At 69.7% G+C, this 19,270-nt stretch carries 20 protein-coding genes; 17 read left to right on the plus strand and 3 right to left on the minus strand.

The window, feature by feature from the left end:
- The first annotated feature begins 62 nt into the window (after positions 1–62).
- The 10 genes from secY to rplQ all read left to right on the plus strand — a co-directional run bounded on the left by secY (position 63) and on the right by rplQ (position 6,945).
- Positions 63–1,385: a preprotein translocase subunit SecY gene (secY, locus tag FBY40_RS04770; protein WP_124294273.1), complete on the plus strand. Its 1,323-nt coding sequence runs from the start codon at positions 63–65 to the stop codon at positions 1,383–1,385.
- A complete protein-coding gene (locus FBY40_RS04775) occupies positions 1,385–1,978 on the plus strand; it encodes an adenylate kinase (RefSeq protein WP_141936810.1) in 594 nt (197 codons plus the stop codon). Before secY ends, FBY40_RS04775 begins: the two co-directional genes overlap by 1 nt.
- Before the next feature lie 8 nt (positions 1,979–1,986).
- Positions 1,987–2,820: a type I methionyl aminopeptidase gene (gene map, locus FBY40_RS04780; RefSeq protein WP_141936812.1), complete on the plus strand. Its 834-nt coding sequence runs from the start codon at positions 1,987–1,989 to the stop codon at positions 2,818–2,820.
- Positions 2,821–2,845: 25 nt separating this feature from the next.
- A complete protein-coding gene (locus FBY40_RS04785) occupies positions 2,846–3,529 on the plus strand; it encodes a DsbA family protein (protein WP_141936814.1) in 684 nt (227 codons plus the stop codon).
- 282 nt (positions 3,530–3,811) lie between these two features.
- A complete protein-coding gene (gene infA, locus FBY40_RS04790) occupies positions 3,812–4,033 on the plus strand; it encodes a translation initiation factor IF-1 (RefSeq protein ID WP_028496510.1) in 222 nt (73 codons plus the stop codon).
- 74 nt (positions 4,034–4,107) lie between these two features.
- The gene (gene rpmJ, locus FBY40_RS04795; RefSeq protein ID WP_022893853.1) at positions 4,108–4,224 is read left to right on the plus strand and encodes a 50S ribosomal protein L36; all 117 of its coding nucleotides are present in this window, start codon (positions 4,108–4,110) and stop codon (positions 4,222–4,224) included.
- Between the two features lie 133 nt (positions 4,225–4,357).
- Positions 4,358–4,732 (plus strand): 30S ribosomal protein S13, encoded by a 375-nt coding sequence (gene rpsM / locus FBY40_RS04800; protein WP_124291692.1) that lies wholly within the window; start codon positions 4,358–4,360, stop codon positions 4,730–4,732.
- A gap of 32 nt (positions 4,733–4,764) precedes the next feature.
- Positions 4,765–5,163, plus strand: coding sequence for a 30S ribosomal protein S11 (gene rpsK, locus FBY40_RS04805; protein WP_013583990.1), 399 nt, complete (start codon positions 4,765–4,767; stop codon positions 5,161–5,163).
- Positions 5,164–5,300: 137 nt separating this feature from the next.
- Positions 5,301–6,290, plus strand: coding sequence for a DNA-directed RNA polymerase subunit alpha (locus FBY40_RS04810; protein WP_141936816.1), 990 nt, complete (start codon positions 5,301–5,303; stop codon positions 6,288–6,290).
- Positions 6,291–6,330: 40 nt separating this feature from the next.
- Complete coding sequence (gene rplQ / locus FBY40_RS04815) at positions 6,331–6,945, plus strand: 50S ribosomal protein L17 (RefSeq protein ID WP_141936819.1); 615 nt, start codon at positions 6,331–6,333, stop codon at positions 6,943–6,945.
- A 78-nt stretch (positions 6,946–7,023) separates the two neighbouring features.
- Here rplQ and FBY40_RS04820 read toward each other — a convergent pair whose 3' ends face one another.
- Positions 7,024–9,051 carry an acyltransferase family protein gene (locus FBY40_RS04820; protein WP_141940018.1) on the minus strand — a complete coding sequence of 676 codons (2,028 nt, stop codon included), beginning with the start codon at positions 9,049–9,051 and terminating at the stop codon, positions 7,024–7,026.
- Positions 9,052–9,206: 155 nt separating this feature from the next.
- Between FBY40_RS04820 and FBY40_RS04825 the strand changes: the two genes are divergently transcribed.
- The 4 genes from FBY40_RS04825 to FBY40_RS04840 all read left to right on the plus strand — a co-directional run bounded on the left by FBY40_RS04825 (position 9,207) and on the right by FBY40_RS04840 (position 13,719).
- On the plus strand, positions 9,207–10,073 hold the full coding sequence (locus tag FBY40_RS04825; protein ID WP_141936820.1) for a tRNA pseudouridine synthase A: 867 nt from the start codon (positions 9,207–9,209) through the stop codon (positions 10,071–10,073).
- A gap of 75 nt (positions 10,074–10,148) precedes the next feature.
- Positions 10,149–10,850, plus strand: coding sequence for an endonuclease/exonuclease/phosphatase family protein (locus FBY40_RS04830; RefSeq protein WP_124291688.1), 702 nt, complete (start codon positions 10,149–10,151; stop codon positions 10,848–10,850).
- A gap of 53 nt (positions 10,851–10,903) precedes the next feature.
- The gene (locus FBY40_RS04835) at positions 10,904–12,586 is read left to right on the plus strand and encodes a sensor histidine kinase (RefSeq protein ID WP_141936822.1); all 1,683 of its coding nucleotides are present in this window, start codon (positions 10,904–10,906) and stop codon (positions 12,584–12,586) included.
- Positions 12,583–13,719 (plus strand): diguanylate cyclase domain-containing protein, encoded by a 1,137-nt coding sequence (locus FBY40_RS04840; protein WP_141936825.1) that lies wholly within the window; start codon positions 12,583–12,585, stop codon positions 13,717–13,719. The genes FBY40_RS04835 and FBY40_RS04840 overlap by 4 nt, the downstream gene beginning before the upstream one ends.
- A 15-nt stretch (positions 13,720–13,734) precedes the next feature.
- Here the strand turns inward: FBY40_RS04840 and FBY40_RS04845 are convergent, their stop codons facing one another.
- The gene (locus tag FBY40_RS04845) at positions 13,735–14,379 is read right to left on the minus strand and encodes a hypothetical protein (RefSeq protein ID WP_141936827.1); all 645 of its coding nucleotides are present in this window, start codon (positions 14,377–14,379) and stop codon (positions 13,735–13,737) included.
- Positions 14,380–14,640: 261 nt separating this feature from the next.
- On the opposite strand from FBY40_RS04845, the gene FBY40_RS04850 reads away from it, so the two are divergent.
- The 3 genes from FBY40_RS04850 (at position 14,641) to FBY40_RS04860 (ending at position 18,202) form a co-directional block, all read left to right on the plus strand.
- Positions 14,641–15,387, plus strand: coding sequence for a fructose 1,6-bisphosphatase (locus FBY40_RS04850; protein ID WP_235014575.1), 747 nt, complete (start codon positions 14,641–14,643; stop codon positions 15,385–15,387).
- Positions 15,388–15,556: 169 nt separating this feature from the next.
- Positions 15,557–16,990 carry a glycosyltransferase family 2 protein gene (locus FBY40_RS04855; protein ID WP_200830040.1) on the plus strand — a complete coding sequence of 478 codons (1,434 nt, stop codon included), beginning with the start codon at positions 15,557–15,559 and terminating at the stop codon, positions 16,988–16,990.
- A gap of 123 nt (positions 16,991–17,113) precedes the next feature.
- Positions 17,114–18,202 carry a response regulator transcription factor gene (locus tag FBY40_RS04860; protein WP_141936830.1) on the plus strand — a complete coding sequence of 363 codons (1,089 nt, stop codon included), beginning with the start codon at positions 17,114–17,116 and terminating at the stop codon, positions 18,200–18,202.
- A gap of 33 nt (positions 18,203–18,235) precedes the next feature.
- On the opposite strand, the gene FBY40_RS04865 is transcribed toward FBY40_RS04860, so the two are convergent.
- On the minus strand, positions 18,236–19,261 hold the full coding sequence (locus FBY40_RS04865) for a glycoside hydrolase family 6 protein (RefSeq protein WP_235014578.1): 1,026 nt from the start codon (positions 19,259–19,261) through the stop codon (positions 18,236–18,238).
- Positions 19,262–19,270: the final 9 nt, after the last annotated feature.

Consider the following 19,270-nt stretch of genomic DNA (forward strand, 5'->3'; position numbering starts at 1 on the left):
CGCGTTACCCTGGGAGTCGGCGTGCCCGCGTGGTCGTCGGCATCCCCAATGGAGGCAGCCTCTTGTTCAGCGCCATCGCGCGTGTCTTCCGCACTCCGGATCTGCGGCGGAAGATCGCTTTCACCCTCGCCATCATCGCCCTGTACCGACTCGGTGCACACGTGCCGGCACCGTTCGTGGACTTCCCGAACGTGCAGTCCTGCCTGCGCGACAGCGCCGGGACCGAGGGCCTGCTGTCGCTCGTGAACCTGTTCTCGGGCGGTGCGCTGCTGCAGCTGTCCATCTTCGCGCTCGGTGTGATGCCGTACATCACGGCGACGATCATCGTGCAACTGCTGCGCGTGGTCATCCCGCACTTCGAGGCGCTGTACAAGGAGGGCCAGGCGGGTCAGGCCAGGCTCACCCAGTACACCCGCTACCTCACCATCGCGCTGGCGCTGCTGCAGTCGACCACCCTGGTGACCGTGGCCCGCAGCGGTCAGCTGTTCGGCATCACCGGCATCCCCGAGTGCGAGCAGCTGCTCACCAACGACGTGTGGTGGGCGCAGCTGCTGATGATCATCACGATGACCGCCGGCACCGGCCTCATCATGTGGTTCGCCGAGCTGGTCACCGAGCGCGGGATCGGCAACGGCATGTCGCTGCTGATCTTCACCTCGATCGCCGCCGCGTTCCCCGCCTCGATGTGGGCGATCGCGCAGTCGCGCGGCTTCGAGGTCTTCCTCCTCGTCCTCGCCGTCGGCATGGTCGTCGTCGCGCTGGTGGTGTTCGTCGAACAGTCGCAGCGGCGGATCCCGGTGCAGTACGCCAAGCGGATGGTCGGCCGGCGCACCTACGGCGGCACGAACACCTACATCCCGATCAAGGTCAACATGGCCGGTGTGGTGCCGGTCATCTTCGCCTCGTCGCTGCTGTACATCCCCGCGCTGATCGCGCAGTTCAACCAGCCGCAGCCGGGCCAGGAGGTTCCGGGCTGGGTGGCGTGGATCCAGCAGTACCTCGTCTCGGGCGATCACCCGCTGTACATGGCGCTGTACTTCCTGCTCATCGTCGGATTCACCTACTTCTACGTCGCGATCACCTTCAACCCGGTCGACGTCGCCGACAACATGAAGAAGTACGGCGGCTTCATCCCGGGCATCCGCGCCGGACGTCCGACGGCGGAGTACCTCGACTACGTGCTGACCCGCATCACGCTGCCGGGTTCGATCTACCTGGGCCTCGTCGCGCTCCTGCCGCTGTTCGCGCTGGCGCTGGTGGGCGCGAACCAGAACTTCCCGTTCGGCGGCGCCTCGATCCTCATCATCGTCGGTGTGGGTCTGGAGACCGTGAAGCAGATCGACGCGCAGCTGCAGCAGCGTCACTACGAAGGGCTTCTGCGCTGATGGCTCGTCTTCTCATCGTCGGCCCGCAGGGCTCGGGCAAGGGCACCCAGGGTGTCCGCATCGCCGAGGCGCTCGGCGTGCCGGTCGTCTCGACCGGCGACGTCTTCCGCGCGAACGTCGCGGGCGGCACCGAGCTCGGTGTGCAGGTCAAGGAGATCATCGACGCCGGGCAGCTCGTCCCCGACGAGCTCACGAGCGCCGTCGTGCGCGATCGGCTCTCGAAGGAGGATGCCGCGAGCGGCTTCCTCCTCGACGGATATCCGCGCAATCTTCCGCAGGTCATGCACCTCGACGAGTTCCTGGGCGGCCGCGAGGAGGAGCTCGACGCGGTCATCGTGCTCGAGGTGCCCCGCGAGGAGTCGATCGCGCGTCTGAGCAAGCGTGCGCACGAGCAGGGACGAGCCGACGACACCGAGGCCGTCATCGCGCAGCGCCTGGCGATCTACGAGAGCGAGACGGCGCCGATCATCGGCGTGTACGCCACGCGCGGCATCGTCGACGAGATCGACGGCACCGGCACGGTCGACGAGATCACCGAGCGCATCCTCGCCGCGCTCCGGGCCCGAGGGCTCGGGAGCCCCGCGGCCGCGTGAGTCCGAACGTGGGACTGCGCCGCTCGATCTACAAGACCCCCGCGCAGCTGCGGGCGATGGTCGAACCCGGCCTCATCACCGCCGACGCCCTCGCCGCGGTCAAGGCCCTCATCGCTCCCGGTGTCACGACGCTGGAGCTGGATGCCGCGGCATCCGATCTCATCGTCTCACGGGGGGCGAAATCCAACTTCCAGATGGTGCGCGGGTACCGCCACACCGTCTGCGCGTCGGTGAACGAGCAGGTGGTGCACGGGATCCCCGGTGACCGCCCGCTCGAGCCGGGCGACATCCTCTCGATCGACTGCGGCGCGGAGTACAAGGGCTGGAACGGCGACTCGGCGTTCACCGTCGTTCTGCCCGACCCGACGCGCCCCGAGCTCGTCGCCGAGCGGGAGCAGCTCTCGCGGGTGACGGAGGGGTCGCTGTGGGCCGGCATCGCGGCGCTCGCCTCCGCCCGCCACATCGCCGACGTCGGCGCCGCGATCGAGGAGTACATCCGGGCTCACGGCGAGGACTACGGCATCCTCCGCGAATACGTCGGACACGGCATCGGCCGGAAGATGCACGAGTCGCCGTCGGTGTTCAACTACCGCGTCGACGACCCGGGCCCCGAGGTGCGGCCCGGGCTCGCCCTCGCGATCGAGCCGATGGTGGTCGTGGGGTCGGATGCGACGTTCGTCGAGGACGACGGCTGGACCGTCTCGACCGTCGACGGCTCGGCCGGCTCACACTGGGAACATAGCGTCGCGGTGCATGATGAGGGAGTGTGGGTGCTCACCGCGCCCGACGGCGGCGCAGCCGGGCTCGCGCCGTTCGGCGTCACCCCGGCACCGATCCGGTAGCGCCGGGATTTCAGGGAGGACGCCGATGGCAACCGCCACGCGCAAGGTCAACTGGTTCGCGATTCTCGTGAGTGTCGCCGTGGTTCTGGCACTCATCGTGACGGCGGCCATCGTGGTGTGGTCGAACGACGCGTCGGATGACGCGGGGCCGGCGCCCCAGGCGGCCTCGATTAACGCCGAGACCGGCGCCATCGAGATCGGGACGGGCGAGCAGACCCTCGACACCTACATCGACTTCATGTGCCCGATCTGCAATCAGTTCGAGCAGGCCTACGGCGAGTCGGTGCAACAGCTCGTCGATGACGGGACGATCACCCTCGGCATCCATCCGATCGCGATCCTCGACCGGTACTCCCAGGGCACCGAGTACTCCACGCGCGCGGCCAACGCGATGTACTGCGTCGCCGAGACGGCGCCCGATTCCGCGGTGTCGTACATGCAGGCGTTGTACGCCAACCAGCCGGCGGAGGGCTCGTCGGGACTGACGGACGCGCAGCTGATCGAGATCGCGGGGTCGGTCGGGGCCGAAGGCATCGACGCGTGCGTGACCGAGCAGCGCTACAGCGGATTCGTGTCATCGATGACGGAGCAGACGCCGATCCAGCCCGGCCAGTCGGGCATCGCCACCCCGACCCTCGCCGTGAACGGCCAGGCGATCGCCAACGACACCATTCCCGCGCCGGCGGACTTCGCCTCGCTCTTCTCCTGACCCGCTCGCCCGCCCGCCCGCGCACCCGCGCCGCCCGGCGCCGCGCCCCTTTCCGTTCCTTCATCCGTCGCAGATGTACGCCAGGGGCGCGTGGAGCGTGCATGTGCGACGGATGAATAGCAGCGGGGCCGCGAAAGGGTGGGAGCGGGGGGAGGGTTTGCCGCGGGGTGCGATATCACCTATAGTTGATCTTTGGTGCGTTGCGCCTTCATTGGCGTGTCGCCGCACCACAATCCCATCCACCGCAGACCGGCCGGTCTGCATGCAAGCGTTAGCGAGTTTATGGCGAAGAAAGACGGTGTCATCGAGATCGAGGGTGTCATCTCCGAGGCGCTGCCGAACGCGATGTTCCGCGTGGAGCTCACCAACGGACACAAGGTGCTCGCCACGATCTCAGGCAAGATGCGGCAGAACTACATCCGCATCATTCCGGAGGACCGCGTGGTCGTGGAGCTCAGCCCCTACGACCTCACCCGCGGCCGGATCGTCTACCGCTACCGCTAGACCGGTCGAGAAGTAACGCCCCGCGCGGCTCGGGAGAGCCCGCGTGCCCGGCGAAGACAGCGAACAGGAACATCATGAAGGTCAACCCCTCCGTCAAGCCCATCTGCGATCACTGCAAGGTGATCCGCCGGCACGGCAACGTGATGGTGATCTGCAAGTCCAACCCGCGCCACAAGCAGCGCCAGGGCTGAGCTCAGACCCCACGACGAAGACTCACAACTGAACACTCACAGGCAGGATCAGAACCCGCAAGGGGGACACCTCGGGGCGGAGGCCCGGGCACCGATCCTGCTCCACACCTCCACCAACTCCTAGGAGAGCCGCATGGCACGTCTTGCCGGCGTCGACATCCCGCGCGATAAGCGCGTGGTCATCGCCCTGACCTACATCTACGGCGTGGGCCGTACCCGTTCGCACGCGATCCTCGCTGAGACGCAGATCGACGAGAACATCCGCGTGAAGGACCTCAGCGATGACCAGCTCATCGCCCTCCGCGACTACATCGAGGCCAACTTCAAGGTCGAGGGTGACCTCCGCCGCGAGGTGGCCGCCGACATCCGCCGCAAGGTCGAGATCGGCTCCTACGAGGGCCTGCGTCACCGCCGCGGCCTCCCGGTGCGCGGACAGCGCACCAAGACCAACGCGCGCACCCGCAAGGGCCCGAAGCGCACCGTCGCCGGCAAGAAGAAGGCGCGCTGAGCGCGGCCTGCAGGGTTTAGGAGAACACGCACATGGCACAGGCCAAGTCCGCCGCGCGCAAGCCGCGCCGCAAGGAGAAGAAGAACATCGCCGTGGGTCAGGCCCACATCAAGTCGACGTTCAACAACACCATCGTCTCGATCACCGACCCGTCGGGCGCTGTGATCAGCTGGGCGTCCTCGGGTGGTGTGGGCTTCAAGGGCTCGCGCAAGTCCACCCCCTACGCCGCCGGTATGGCCGCCGAGTCGGCCGCCCGCCAGGCGCAGGAGCACGGCGTCAAGAAGGTCGACGTCTTCGTGAAGGGTCCGGGCTCGGGTCGCGAGACCGCGATCCGTTCGCTGACGGCCGCCGGCCTCGAGGTCGGTTCGATCCAGGACGTCACCCCGCAGGCGCACAACGGGTGCCGCCCGCCCAAGCGTCGCCGCGTCTGACGCTCGCTCTCTGACTCACGGATGCCGCGGGGCGCGGTCCCTCGTGGTGCGCGCCCCCGCGGCATCCCTGAACACAACTCAATACTTCACCCACCGCACGTGTCATATAGCGGGCACGTGATTGAAAGGAACACATCGTGCTCATCGCACAGCGTCCCACTCTGACCGAGGAGAAGATCGGGGAGTTCCGCAGCCGTTTCGTCGTCGAGCCGCTGGAGCCGGGCTTCGGCTACACCATCGGCAACGCGCTGCGTCGCAGCCTCCTGTCGTCGATCCCCGGCGCTGCCGTGACGTCGATCCGCATCGACGGCGTCCTCCACGAGTTCAGCACCATCCCCGGTGTGAAGGAGGATGTCACCGAGATCATCCTCAACATCAAGCAGCTGGTCGTCTCCAGCGAGCGCGACGAGCCCATCACCGCCTACCTGCGCAAGACCGGCGCCGGTGAGGTCACCGCCGCCGACATCTCCGCTCCCGCCGGCGTCGAGGTGCACAACCCCGAGCTGGTCATCGCGACCCTCAACGACACCGCGCGTTTCGAGCTCGAGCTGACCATCGAGCGTGGCCGTGGCTACGTCTCGGCGACGCAGAACCGCAACGAGTACGCCGAGGCCGGGCAGATCCCGATCGACTCGATCTACTCGCCCGTGCTGAAGGTGTCGTACCGCGTCGAGGCCACCCGTGCCGGTGAGCGCACCGACTTCGACAAGCTGGTGCTGGATGTCGAGTCCAAGCCGTCCATCGCCCCGCGCGACGCCGTCGCGTCGGCCGGTCGCACCCTGACCGAGCTGTTCGGCCTGGCTCGCGAGCTGAACGTCGAGGCCGAGGGCATCGAGATCGGCCCCGCGCCGGTCGAGACCGTCCTCTCCAACGAGCTGTCGATGCCGATCGAGGATCTCGATCTCTCGGTGCGCTCGTACAACTGCCTCAAGCGCGAGGGCATCAACACCGTCAGCGAGCTCGTCGCCCTCTCGGAGACGCAGCTGATGAACATCCGCAACTTCGGCCAGAAGTCGGTCGACGAGGTGCGCGACAAGCTCGTCTCGCTCGGCCTGTCGCTGAAGGACTCGGTCCCCGGGTTCGACGGCGCGCACTTCTACGGCGGCTACGACGACGAGACCGTCTGAGCTACGGCGTCCCGACTGACTTTCGACTGGAGTAACTGACATGCCCAAGCCCACGAAGGGTCCCCGCCTCGGAGGCGGCCCCGCCCACGAGCGCCTGCTGCTTGCGAACCTTGCCGCGGCCCTCTTCACCCACAAGTCGATCCAGACCACGGAGACCAAGGCCAAGCGCCTGCGTCCCCTGGCTGAGCGCCTCATCACCTTCGCCAAGCGCGGCGACCTGCACGCGCGTCGCCGGGTGCTGTCGGTGATCGGCGACAAGGAGGTCGTGCACGTCCTCTTCACCGAGATCGCGCCGCTGGTCGCCGACCGCCCGGGTGGCTACACCCGCATCACCAAGATCGGCAACCGCAAGGGTGACAACGCCCCCATGGCCGTCATCGAGCTCGTGCTCGAGCCGGTCACCCCGAAGGTGAAGAGCTCGCGCTCGTCGACCAAGGCGGCCCCGGCTGTCAAGCCCGCTGCGGATGACGCCGCCGCGGAGGAGACTGTCGCGGAGGACACCACCGAGGAGGCCCCCGTGGAAGACAGCACCGCTGACCAGAGCGCCGATGCCGGTTCGGAGTCGCCCGAAGAGGGTGCCGCCGCCGAGCAGGCCGCGGAGGACGCCGTGGTGGAGGGTGACTCCACCGCCGACGCCAACGCCGACAAGAAGTAACGACCCCGGTTGTCCCGAGACCCGTCGCCCCTCCGGGGGCGGCGGGTCTCGTCGTCGGTGGGCCGGGGCCCGCGGGCGCTACTCGAACTCGCGGCCGACCGTGAAGTGCGCACGCCGCCAGGCGCGCAGCTCCTGCTCGTAGGCGAGGAGGGCGCGGTGCTCCTCCGCGCGGTCGACGGCCTGTCCGACGGCGTCGGCGAAGACCGTCCCGCCCCCCGAGTCGGGGTGGATCTGGTCGCCGGCGAGCAGCTCGGGCTTCGGGGTGATCGCCCCCGACCAGTCGGCGATGAACACGCGCGGGTGCGTCGCGGCGAAGTCGGCCAGCTCGGCGTTGACGCCGGGGATCCAGTCACGCGGCGCGAAGGCGTTGACGAGGATGAGGGTGCGCTCGGGCCCCGCGATCGTCGCCATCCGCTCCAGGGCGTCGCGATCGACCGGACCGTTGGTCCCGAGACCCAGGACCACGTACGGGCGCAGCTGCCCGCTGTCGGCGAGCTGCTGCAGAATGCCCGGGCCCGCCCACGCCGAGCGTGACACGGCCGCGTCGACGGCGATGCCGGGGAAGCGCTCGAGCAGCGCCGGTGCCGAAGCGAGCATGACCGAGTCGCCGACCGCCGAGATCTGATCCCCCGTCACGGGCGTCGGGGCCGGACGGGGCACGCTGGCGCCGGAGGGGACGCCCGGCACGGCAGGAGCCGAGGATCCGGATGCCGCGGGGGCACCCTCCGCGCCGGCCGTCGCCGTCGCCTCCGGTGACGGGGTCGGAGCGGGCGCTGCGGGGGCGTCGATCTCGGCGAGAGCCCGCTGACCGGCATCCACCATCGCCTGGCCCGACGACACCGCCGGTGCCGCGGCGACCGCGGCACCGGTGCCGGCGACGAGTGCGATCGCGACGGCGCCGGCGGTCACCGCTCCGATCCGCGCGCCCGCGCGGGCGCGCACGGCCCTCCCGAGCCGGCGGAGCGATCCACGGAACCCGTGCCGCCGCACCGGCGTCTCGACGAAGCGGTACGACAGCTCCGCGGCGACGAGGGTGAGCACGAGGGCGGTGAGGCCGACGCTCCCGGGGACCCCGGCCTCGGCGCCGGTGCCCTGGAGCCCCGCGAGGAGCAGGACGAGGATCGGCCAGTGCCAGAGGTAGATGCCGTACGAGCGGTCGCCGATCCACCGCAGCGGCTGGGTGTCGAGCGCCGCGCCGAACCGGGAACCCGGCCAGACCCCGGCGATGATCGCCGCGGCGGCGAGGAGGCTTGCCGCCAGCAGCGCACCGGGGAAGGTCACCACCCCGTCGACCGGTGCCAGGAAGGACAGCAGCACGAGTCCCGAGATCGCCGCCGCGCCGACCGGACCGGTCCACCGCGGACGCGACGACGCCGACGGGCGCGCCAGCACCCTCGTCGTGGCGAATGCCAGGGCCACCCCCAGCAGGATGCCGAAGGCGTGGGTGTCGGTGCCGAAGTACACGCGGGTGAGGTCGCCCCCGGGCGTGCCGAGGGCGGAGGCCACCAGCAGCGCCATCCATGCCGCCGAGGCCGCCGCCAGCAGCACCGCCGCCCCGGCGCGCGCCCACGCACGGGGGAGGAGGAGGAACAGCGGCAGCAGGAGGGGCCAGACGACGTAGAACTGCTCTTCGACGGCGAGCGACCAGAAGTTGCGGAACAGTTCGGGGGTGGCGGCGGAGAAGTATCCGCTGTCACCGGCCAGCGAGACCCAGTTGTAGCTGAAGGTCGCCGCCCCTAGCACCTGCGCCCCCAGGCGCACGAGCACGTCGCCGCCGACGAGGAGGGCCGCGCTGGAACACACGAGCACCACCAGCGCGAGCGCCGGCAGGAGCCGCCGGGCCCGTCGGCGCCAGAAGCCGACGAGCGCGATCCGGCCGTTCCGGGCGTGCTCGCGCAGCAGCAGGCTGGTGATGAGGAACCCGCTGATGACGAAGAAGACGTCGACGCCGATGAACCCGCCCGGAAGCATCGCGGGGAAGAGGTGGTAGATCACCACGAGCGTCACGGCGACCGCTCGCATCCCGTCCAATCCCGCATGACGGCGCGGGAGATCGGCGGTGGGCGAGCTGGGGCTGCTGAGACGTGTGGGGGCGGTGAGCGTCATGGGATAACCGGTCAGGTCGACGATCCTGCGGGGGGACACCACAGTGTACGTCGGTCCTCGTCTCGGCCCCCGGGGAATCTCCGAGAGCGACGCTCTCGCGAACGCCCTGCGGCGGTGGCTCGGGACGCCCGGCCGAGGCGAACTACGCTGGTGCGGTGCGCATCCGCCTCGATCTCTCCTACGACGGCACGCACTTCCGCGGGTGGGCCCGCCAGCGGGGCCTTCGGACCGTGCAGGGGACGCTGGAGTCCGCCCTCGGCCGCGTGCTGAGCGGCGACCCGCGCGTCGTGGTCGCCGGGCGCACCGACGCCGGCGTCCACGCCACAGGGCAGGTCGCCCACCTCGACCTCGACCCGGCGCAGGAGGAACGCCTGGCCGCCGCCCGCGCACCGCGCGCGGCAGCGAACGCGGGCACGACGGAGGTCGACCCCGTCGCCCAGCTCGCGCGTCGCATCAACGGGGTACTGGGTGCCTACGCCGATCTGGCGGTGCGGGCGACGACTCTCGCCCCCGCCGGGTTCGACGCCCGCTTCTCGGCGGTGTGGCGGCGCTACGTCTACCGCATCGCCGACCGCGCCACGGGGTACGACCCTCTCGAGCGCCACCGCACCACGAGCGTGCGGTCGCACCTCGATGAGGAGCGGATGGATGCCGCGGCGCGCTCGCTCGTCGGACTGCACGACTTCGCGGCCTACTGCAAGCCGCGCGAGGAGGCGACGACCATCCGCACCCTGCTCGACTTCGGCTGGCGCCGCGACGCCGACGGCGTGCTGATCGCCGACGTCAAGGCCGACGCGTTCTGCCACAGCATGGTGCGGGCCCTGGTCGGGGGGTGCGTCGCCGTGGGGGAGGGGCGCCTCGAGCCGGGGGACCTCGCCGCGATCCGCGATCGCGGTGGCAAGGTGCCTGAGATCCACGTCCTCGCCGCGCGCGGACTGACCCTCGCCGAGGTGGGCTACCCCTCCGACGACCTGCTCGCCGCCCGCGCCGAACAGACTCGGGCACGACGCGAAACGGACTGAGGAAACCTGATCATCGCTTATGGGTCACCTCCCGGTCAGCCCGCGTCTGGCGTCGCGGCCGTAGGCTGGGCGTCGATGAGAGTGATCTCGTACAACCTGCGCAAGCATCGCGCCGCGGGCGAGCTGGCCGAGCTCGTCGAACGCCACGGTGCCGACGTCCTGTGTCTGCAGGAGTACGACACCTCCGACATCCCCGACGAGATCGCGGGGCTCCGCCTCGCGGACGCGACCTCGCGCAACCGGCTGGGCCTTGCGGTCTACTACCGCGCCAACACCTTCCGCGCGGTCGAGGTGCGGGCCCTGGCGCTGAAGAAGTCGCTGCACGATCACCTGCTCAAGCCCGCCGAGGAGCGGATGCTGGGGGTGCGGCTGCACGACATCGATCACGGCACCGACCTGATCGTGGCGTCCTTCCACGCGGCGCCCCTGACAGCGCTCAATTCGCTTCGCCGGCACCAGATCCGCACGGCGCTGTCAGAGCTGGAGCAGCTGGGGGTGGGTCTTCCGACGCTGATGGTGGGCGACTACAACTACCCGGTGTTCAAGGAGAACCTCGGACAGAAGGTGCGCGAGCAGGGGTACGAGCTCAGCCTCAGCGACTCCCGCACGTACACGCGCTATCGATTCTTCCGCGGCCACTACGACTTCGTGACCTCGTCCGGATTCACCATCGACCGGGTCCGCACCCTGCCGCAGGGCCTGTCGGATCACCTCCCGATCCTGGTCACGGCGAACATCACCGCGGCGCAGCCGGCGGAGGTTCCGACGGCGGGCTGAGCGACGGCACGTCCGGGGCTCGGAGCCGCAACGCTCGTGGCTAAACTCTGCGTATGTTGACGGGGGGCAGGTCGCGGACGGTCGATGCCTCACCGGCGCCGATCTCGACCTGGTCTGTCGCTCCCGACACCCGGATGTTGGCGCCCGCACCGATCTCCACCCGCACCCGGTCGATCTGGTTGAGTCAGCTCGTGCTGGGGGTCACGGTCCTCGCCGTCGTCATCCTGTTGCTGTTCATCCAGCCCTCGCAGCTGGCGAACGCGACCTTCACCGGGGGCGTCCTGCTGCTGGTGGTGATCACGGCGGCGACCCTGATCGCACCGTGGGCGCGGCTGACATCGGCCGCGGTGCTGATCGTGCCGTTCGCCGACCTGTTCGCGGTGGGGCTGCTGAATCTCGACGGCGACCTGCGGTTCGCGTTCCTGTGGACCTTCCCCATCGTGTGGATCGCTCTGCACTACGGCGCCCGCACCCTGGCCGTGGCTCTTGGCGCGGTCGGGCTCTTCCTGCTGATCGTGGCGAGCCTCAACCCCGGCACCGAATCCACGATCCGCGTGGTGCTGATCATCATCGTGCTGAGCTTCATCGGCATCACCCTGCACGTGGGATCAAGGCGCACCCGGGCATTCAAGCGCCTCCTGCGCCAGCAGGCGCGCCGCCTGCGCGCGACCCTCGATCGGGCCACCGCGCAGGAGCGGCGGATCGCCGAGATGATCGACGGCATCGACCTCGGCATCGTGCGGCTGTCTCCCGGCGGTGAGCTGCTCGCCCTCAACGCCGCCTATCGACGGCTCTACGGTCTGGGGGAGCAGGAGGACCCCGCCCACACCGCCGTGATCGAGCATGCCGGAGTCGACGGGCCGGAGGTGCCCGCCGACGAGCGTCCGTTCGCGCGCGCCGCCCGCGGCGAGGCGTTCGCCCCCGAGACGTACTGGATCATCGACGCCGAAGGCACGTGGCGCGCGGTGACCGTGTCGGCGAGCCCGCTCGCCTCGCGAAGCGAGGACGAAGCCAGCATGCTGCTCGTCGTGCGCGAGGTCACAGCCCTGCTGCACGCCGAACGCGCGCGCGATCAGGTCGTCGCGATGGCCTCGCACGAGATCCGCAACCCGCTCACCGTCATCCTCGGCCGCGCCGAGCTCGCCCTCGAGCGCGACGTCGACGCTGCGAGCCGTGACGACTTCACCGTGATCGAGGCGTCGGCCGAGCGGATGCTGACGATGCTCGAACAGACCCTCCGCGATTCCCGGTCGTCGTTCACCGCCCCTCGCGGCACCGACGAGATCGATCTGCGCAGCGTGCTGGAGGCGTCGCTGGTGGGAGTGACGGCCAACGCGCGAGCGCGCAACATCACCCTGCACACCGAGCTCCCCCCGGTGCTCCCCGCGCGGGGGGATGCGTTCCGCCTGCGCCAGGTGTTCGACAATCTCCTCACCAACGCCGTGAAGTACACACCCCGGCAGGGCACGGTCTCGGTGAGGGCGGCGGTCGACCGCGACATGATCCACGTCGACGTCAGCGACTCGGGGATCGGGATCCCCGCCGACGAGATCGACCGGGTGTTCGAGCCCTACTTCCGCTCCTCCGCTGCCGGCCAGACGGCGTCGGGGACGGGCCTCGGCCTCGGGATCGCGCGCGACATCGTCGAGGCGCACGGCGGCACCCTGACGCTGACGTCGCACGTCGACGAGGGCACCACGGCGAGCGTCGCCCTCCCGCGGGCGGCGACGCCGTGATCGACGGCATCCCCTCCTTCAGCGGACCCAACCTCGCCCTGGCCCAGGCGACGGTGGCCACCCTCGGCGTCGTCATCATGATCGGGGTGGCGTTCCTGGATCGTCCGCATCGCTCGACGCTGCTGTGGTCGATCGCGTTCCTTCTGGCGATGACCTCGTCGTGGGGGGTCGTGCTGGCCGAGACCGTCGACTCCGAAGTGATCCGTCGGGTGTCGCTGGGCATCCTCATGGGTGCGCCGGGCTTCTTCTGGGCGGGCTTCCGCACCCTCCGCGGCACCGCATCGCGGTGGTGGGTCGCGGCGTCGCTGTCGGTTCTCAGCCCGGTGATCCTCGTCGCCGCCGGCGCCACCGAGGTCTACAGCGTCGTGTTCCGCCTGATCTTCTTCCTCTCGGCGGTGTTCGCCTTCCTGCTCCTCGTGGAGTGGCTCCGACTTCCCGACCGCGGCGACACCGTGCTGTACCCGCTCGTGGTGATCTCGGTGCTCTACTCCGCCCTCGCCGCCTTCGTCGCCGTCGCGGGCTTGGTCTTCCCCGCCTCCACCGGCGACGATCTGCAGTTCGTGCGCTCGGTCAACCAGCTCGGCTTCATCGTCTACATGGTCTGCGCACTGGTGTCGCTGGTCGGGTTCGCCACCCGTCGCGAACGGGTGGTGGCGCCGGGATCGCGCACCCCGTGGGAGGAGTTCATCGCAGGATGCCGCGACCGACTCGTCCGTGCAGGGAGACGCGGGGAGCGTTCGTGGGCCCTCCTGGTGTTCCGTCTGGACGACGAGGACGACGTTCGCGACGCCGTCGGGGCCGCTGGTTTCGACACCGTCTGCGCCCGCTTCGCCGAGGCGATCTGCGCCGCCCTTCCCGCCGACGCCGACATCGCCGAGCGCAGGCCCGGCACGGTGGTCGTGCTGATCTCCCGACCCGAGCCGGTGCTGCGCGCCGCGCTCCGCGGCGCGCTCGGAAGGGTCGGTCGGATGGAGAATGCCGGCGGTATGGAGATCCAGGTCTCGGCGAGTGTCGGATGGGTCTCCGCCGACGGCGACGAGGACGACCTCGACACCCTGCTCGATCGCGCCGAGGCGGCCGCCGACACCGCCCGCGCCTCCGGCGGCGACCGGTGGGAGCGGATCAGCCGCTGACGGCCGCGAGCCGCCTCACTCCTCGGGATCCGACTCGGACCCGGGTGCCGCCGCGATCGCCACGGTGACGGTGTCGCTCGCGGTCTGCTTGGCGAACTCGTTCGAGGTCGGGGTGGTCTGCACGAGGAAGTCGTAGCTGAACTGCAGCTGCACGTGCGTCGCGTCGGTCGGCACCGATCCCACGTTGAAGGTCTGCGAGTAGCTGTACGGTGCGAGGACGAGGTATCCGGGGGCGACCGAGGACTGGTCGACCTGCGCCTCCAACGGCGCCATCGCGCCATCCGGTCCCTGGGGCACCGCGACCATCACCGCTCGCTGCAGGTAGACCTTCTGGCCGTCGTCGGGAGTGACCGTCGTCGTCATCGACAGGCTCACGGGCTTCAGCGCCTCGGCCGTCCACCGATCCATCGACAGGTTCGACCAGTAGTCCACCGACGCCGCGACCGCACCGGCGACGAGCTCACGCTCGGTCGAGCCGCTGGAGAGGTCGTTGGGAACCGGCGTCGGCGCCGCGGACGGCGTCGAGCTGGTCGTGGTGCTCGGGGTGGGCTCGGCGCCGAAGTCCCACGGAGCCGGACCGCAGCCCGTCAGGGCCAGGGCGAGCGTCAGGGCGAGCGCGGAACTCGCAGCGCCCGCGGCGGCACGACGATGGGGACCCATGGAACCTCCCGGGGCGGGTGGGACGAAGCGCCTTCCGGCCGGGGAAGACAGTGGCGTCAGTCTACGGACCTCCCAGCGCAAGGCTGGCGCAAGATCACCTCAAGAACCTCAAGATCGCCGATCGGCGTGATTGTGTAACCGGCGAGGGGTGGGACCGGTCGCTCTCGCAGGCCGCCCGAACCCGAACCGGGCGGTGTGCCCACAGTTCGCGGGGCCGACCGGCCCCCACCCCGTTCCAACCGGCACGTCAGGAGTCCCGCCGTGAGCATCTCAGCCCCCCGCACCCGCCGTCCCGGCCGGCTCCTGGCCGTCACGGCCGCCGGCGCTCTCGTCGTGGCGCTGTCGGGGTGCGCGCAGGTCGTCGATGCGTTCAACCAGTTCCAGCAGTCCACGGGCGCACCGGTGGCGGCGGCGACTCCGACGCCGCTCGCGTCGCCGTCGATGGACTTCGACTCGCAGTTCACCTACGACGGTTCGGTGTCGCTGTCCACCGAGGTCGCCGATCAGCTCGAGGTGCGCCTGGACGTGTGGGCGTCAGACCCCAAGCGCACCCTCGAGTGGACCCCGACCCGCGCGAAGACGCTGGGCTTCGCGGTGAACGTCCACGATCACCGCGTCGATGAGAAGGCCGTTCTCACCGAGAAGCGCCGCGTCTACCTCTCGTCGGTCTCGGTGACCTCGCAGACCGCGCAGACGAGTGGTCAGGTGCAGAGCCCCTTCCAGTTCAGCGCCGACCCGCGGACCCTCGTGCCGACCGACACACTCCGCTCCGATCGCGGGCTGCTGCTCAACAGCTTCCAGGGCGGCCTGCTCGTGCCCGAGACGACGATCAGCCAGCTCCCGGGCGACACCTACGGCATCACGCTCGAGTTCGCCCTCACGGTGTGGGTCGAGGGCAACGCCAACGACGAGAACTCCTTCTCGCAGCAGACGGTCTACCAGTACCTGCCGGTCGCCATCTATCCCGACGGCTCCGCCGCGGTGGCGGGTCCCCCCACCCAGCCTTGAGGCAACCTTGCGGGGCGCTTGGTGAGACCTCGGGCTCGCGTCGCGGTTGGGCGGGCACTGTGGTCGAAGCGGCAGGAAGCCACCCGGCAGAAGCAGGCCGCTCCGAACGACACAGGATGTCACGATGACCGAGCAGAACTCCCCCGTCGCCTTCCCCCGCACCGCACCCATGTCGGCCGTGCCGCGGCCCCCGGCCGACGTTCCGATGGAGACCGGGTTCGCCGATGACTTCGCCTCGGTGCTGGAGAACCTCACCGGTCACCGCTCGACGATCGGCTGCGTCATCCCCGCGTACAACGAGGAGGAGTCGATCGCCGGGGTGATCGAGTCGCTGCTCGCCCAGACCCGGGTGCCCGACGTGATCCACGTGGTGGTCAACAACTCCTCCGATGCGACCGTGAAGGTGGCCTCGGAGTTCGCCGGTCCCCACCAGATCACCAACGACCTCGGGGAGCAGTTCACCGAGGTCTTCGTCCACGACATCGGCAAGAACCCCGACAAGAAGGTCGGCGCGCTCAACTACGGCTACTCGCTGGTGGAGGGATACGACTACCTGCTCGGCGTGGACGGCGACACGATGGCCGATTCCAAGGCCGTGGAGTTCCTCGAGACCGAGGCGGTCTCGGACTCGCGCATCGGCGGCATCTCGGCGATCTACTCCATCGACGACCGCCCCATCAAGGGCGTGGTCGGTAAATTCCTCATCGCCGGTCAGCGCACGCAGTTCGCCGCATTCAACCTGCAGAACCTGCTGCGCGGGCGCAACATGGCGGTGCTGGGGGGCCAGTTCTCCATCTTCTCGACCAATGCCCTCCGCGACGTGATGCGTCAGAACCACCAGTCCACCCCGTGGGTGCGCGACAGTGAGGTGGAGGACTCGCTGCTGTCGCTGCAGATCAAGAGCGCCGGGTACCTCACCAAGATCAGCCCGTATGCCCGAGCGGATGTCGGCGGCATGACCACGCTGAAGGGCTACGACGCCCAGCAGGTCAAGTGGACCTACGGCGCCATCGAGCTGATGTGGCCCGGACAGCGCGGAGACACCAAGGGGCAGCCGCTGCACCCGAACCTGCGGCTGCGGTGGTTCGAGAACTTCGGCATGCTCACGAACCTCTTCGTGCGCGTGGCCTTCCTGATCCTCCTGGCCGGTTCGCTCTCGATCGGCGCGTTCATCTTCTCGCCGTGGTGGCTCATCCCGCCGGTGGTGGCGACCCTGCTGAACCTGCGTGTGGCTCGCACGATGAAGAGCCACAACTCGCGCGACATGCTCTTCGCGGGCCTGATCTTCCCCGCGGAGATCTTCATGTGGATCCGCCTCAGCCACTTCCTGCGGTCGTGGACGCGCTTCCTCTCGCGCAAGAAGGTCGACAACTGGGCGATGCAGGCCAAGGCCGAGAAGGGAGGCGGCAGCGCGCACTGGCTGCCCCTGGTGCTGCTGATCGCCGTGCTCGTGGCGATGGCGGTGATCTGGACGATGCTCGGTCCGATGGTGCAGTCCACGATCCTGTGGATCGGCTGGCCGATCGTGGGCGTCGTGACGGTGCTCCAGACCCTGCTGATGTTCTTCAAGCTCATCCGCCGTCACCAGGGCTACAAGGTCTGACATCTGCGGGCCGTGACGGCATCCGCACGACGGGAGATGTGTAGCATGACCGTGGACAGCGCTTCCGCAAGGCAGACCGCCGTGGCTGCTCCGCTTTCTCTTCACAGCTGGGAGCACCCGCCGATGAGCGACCCCTCGATGGCCCTGCGAACGGCCGTCATCGTCGAAGACGACCCCGACATCCGCCACCTCCTCGTCGAGGTGCTGGAGGCGGCGGGATTCTCGACGGTGTCGGTCGGCAACGGCATCGACGGCGTGCGCGCGGTCGTGTCGTACCAGCCGCTCATCACCACGCTCGATGTCAACATGCCCGGCATCGACGGGTTCGAGGCGGCTCGGCGCATCCGCGCGCAGTCGGACACGTACATCATCATGCTCACGGGCCTCGAGGACGAGGCCGACGTGGTGCTGGGACTCGGTGCCGGCGCCGACGAGTACATCGTCAAGCCGTTCCGCCCCCGCGAGCTCCGCGCCCGCATCGACGCGCTGCTGCGCCGTCCCCGTACCCAGCATGCCGCTCCCGCGCCGCGCCAGGACAGCGTTGGTCCGTCCTTCCCCGGCGCCCGCCCGATCGCGCAGCGCCCGTACGATCCTCACGCTCCGGCGCCGTACCCGTATCCCTACGAGGGCATGCCGGGGATGCCGCAGATGCCGACCGGTCCTGCGATGCCCTACCCCGGCTACGCCGGCGAGCAGGGCGGCCAGCCGGCTCAGGCACCGCCGCCCACGGGCCCCGGGTCACCGCTGGAGCCGATCATCATGGCCGCGGGGTCCGCGGCATCCGCTCCGGCCACCCCCGGCCCCGTCGCCGATCCGAACGCCGGCACAGACCTCGTGCCGGCGGATCAGGGACCGCGCGAGCTCGCCGGTCTCAACGTCATGGCGCACCGGGATCTGCAGCTGGACCCCGACACCCGGATCGTCATGGTCGCCGGTGACACCCTGGATCTCACCCGCACCGAGTTCGACCTGCTGGCGACCCTCATGGAGTCCAAGCGCCGCGTCCGCAGCAAGGCCGATCTGACGCTGGTCCTCCGGGGAGAGTCCTACGTCACCTCGTACTTCGTCGGCGAAGCCGACAAACGGGCGATCGAGGCGCACATGACCAACCTGCGCCGCAAGCTCGGCGACAACCCCACCAACCCCCGGTACATCGAGACGGTGCGCGGCGTGGGCTACCGACTGACCTCGGAACTGGTCGCCGGAGCCTGACCCGGATCGGACGGACCGCGGCCAGGTCCGGGGTCACTCCACGTCGCGGGTCAGCTCGACCGCGGCCTTCGGCCACCACACCCCCGCGGCGGGGCCGCCGTTGCATTCGCCGTCGGACTCGCCGGGAGGCTTGATCCAGAGGTTGGTGTCCACCACGTCGTCGGCGAGAGTGCCGCCGGGCTCGCCGATGAGGCGGCCGCGGGGGTTGCACCATTCACCGTTGGACCCGGCTCCGCTGCGCGACGTGTCGACGACGGCCTTCGCGCCGCCGAGGAGACCCGACAGCTGACGGGCGTAGACGAACTCCTCGGTGGAGTGGTTGTAATTGGAGACGTTGGTGGCGAAGCCCCGGATGCTGCCGGTGCGATCGAGCTGCGAAATCAGGCCCGCCATCTCCTCGGGCGGGAGCCAGGTGGAATGGCCGCCGTCGACGTAGATCCAGGTGTTCGGGCCCGCGAGGCGATCGATGGCCCCCCGCAACTGCTCGGTCCGCTCGGCGACGTTTCCGCATTCGGGGGCGAGGGCCAGGCTGTCGGGCTCGAGGACGACGATCTTCTGCAGGTCGCCCGCCGCGCGCAGGCCCGCGGCGATCTCCTCTGTCCAGGTGACGTAGTCGGGTTCGTCCAAGCCCCCGGCGGAGAAGTTGCCGCAGTCCCGTCCGGGGAGGCCGTAGACGACGACGGCGATCGCGGCGTCCTGGGCGCGCGCCTCTTCGGCGAGGTGCGTCATGCGCGCGAACACGTCGCCGATCGGGTCTTCCTCGGGGGTGAGCCAGTACGCGGTGGGCTGAGCGGCGAGGTACTCCGTGGCGGCGTACTCCTCGGTGCCGGGCGTTTCGGCGGCAAGGGCCTTGGCCGCCTTCGACTCGTCGGGCACGACGATCGTCGTGCCGAGGGCGGGAGGGCGGGCGCTGAGCATCTGGAACCCCCAGGTGGCGACCCAGCCGATCGCCGCGAGGATGGCCAGCAGCCCCGAGGCGGCCAGCACGACGAACGCGATGATGAGCCACCGCGGCAACCCGCGGCGGCGACGACGCACGGGTGCGGGGGCTACGGCCACGAGAGCGAT

Source organism: Microbacterium sp. SLBN-154, assembly GCF_006715565.1.
Lineage (GTDB): Bacteria > Actinomycetota > Actinomycetes > Actinomycetales > Microbacteriaceae > Microbacterium.

Bases quoted from the DNA above. Each gene is read 5' to 3' on its own strand.
- FBY40_RS04775 (WP_141936810.1), top strand. From the start codon at position 1,385: ATGGCTCGTCTTCTCATCGTCGGCCCGCAGGGCTCGGGCAAGGGCACC.
- FBY40_RS04785 (WP_141936814.1), top strand. From the start codon at position 2,846: ATGGCAACCGCCACGCGCAAGGTCAACTGGTTCGCGATTCTCGTGAGT.
- infA (WP_028496510.1), top strand. From the start codon at position 3,812: ATGGCGAAGAAAGACGGTGTCATCGAGATCGAGGGTGTCATCTCCGAG.
- rpmJ (WP_022893853.1), top strand. From the start codon at position 4,108: ATGAAGGTCAACCCCTCCGTCAAGCCCATCTGCGATCACTGCAAGGTG.
- rpsM (WP_124291692.1), top strand. From the start codon at position 4,358: ATGGCACGTCTTGCCGGCGTCGACATCCCGCGCGATAAGCGCGTGGTC.
- rpsK (WP_013583990.1), top strand. From the start codon at position 4,765: ATGGCACAGGCCAAGTCCGCCGCGCGCAAGCCGCGCCGCAAGGAGAAG.
- rplQ (WP_141936819.1), top strand. From the start codon at position 6,331: ATGCCCAAGCCCACGAAGGGTCCCCGCCTCGGAGGCGGCCCCGCCCAC.
- FBY40_RS04820 (WP_141940018.1), bottom strand. From the start codon at position 9,051: ATGACGCTCACCGCCCCCACACGTCTCAGCAGCCCCAGCTCGCCCACC.
- FBY40_RS04830 (WP_124291688.1), top strand. From the start codon at position 10,149: ATGAGAGTGATCTCGTACAACCTGCGCAAGCATCGCGCCGCGGGCGAG.
- FBY40_RS04835 (WP_141936822.1), top strand. From the start codon at position 10,904: ATGTTGACGGGGGGCAGGTCGCGGACGGTCGATGCCTCACCGGCGCCG.
- FBY40_RS04845 (WP_141936827.1), bottom strand. From the start codon at position 14,379: ATGGGTCCCCATCGTCGTGCCGCCGCGGGCGCTGCGAGTTCCGCGCTC.
- FBY40_RS04855 (WP_200830040.1), top strand. From the start codon at position 15,557: ATGTCGGCCGTGCCGCGGCCCCCGGCCGACGTTCCGATGGAGACCGGG.
- FBY40_RS04860 (WP_141936830.1), top strand. From the start codon at position 17,114: ATGAGCGACCCCTCGATGGCCCTGCGAACGGCCGTCATCGTCGAAGAC.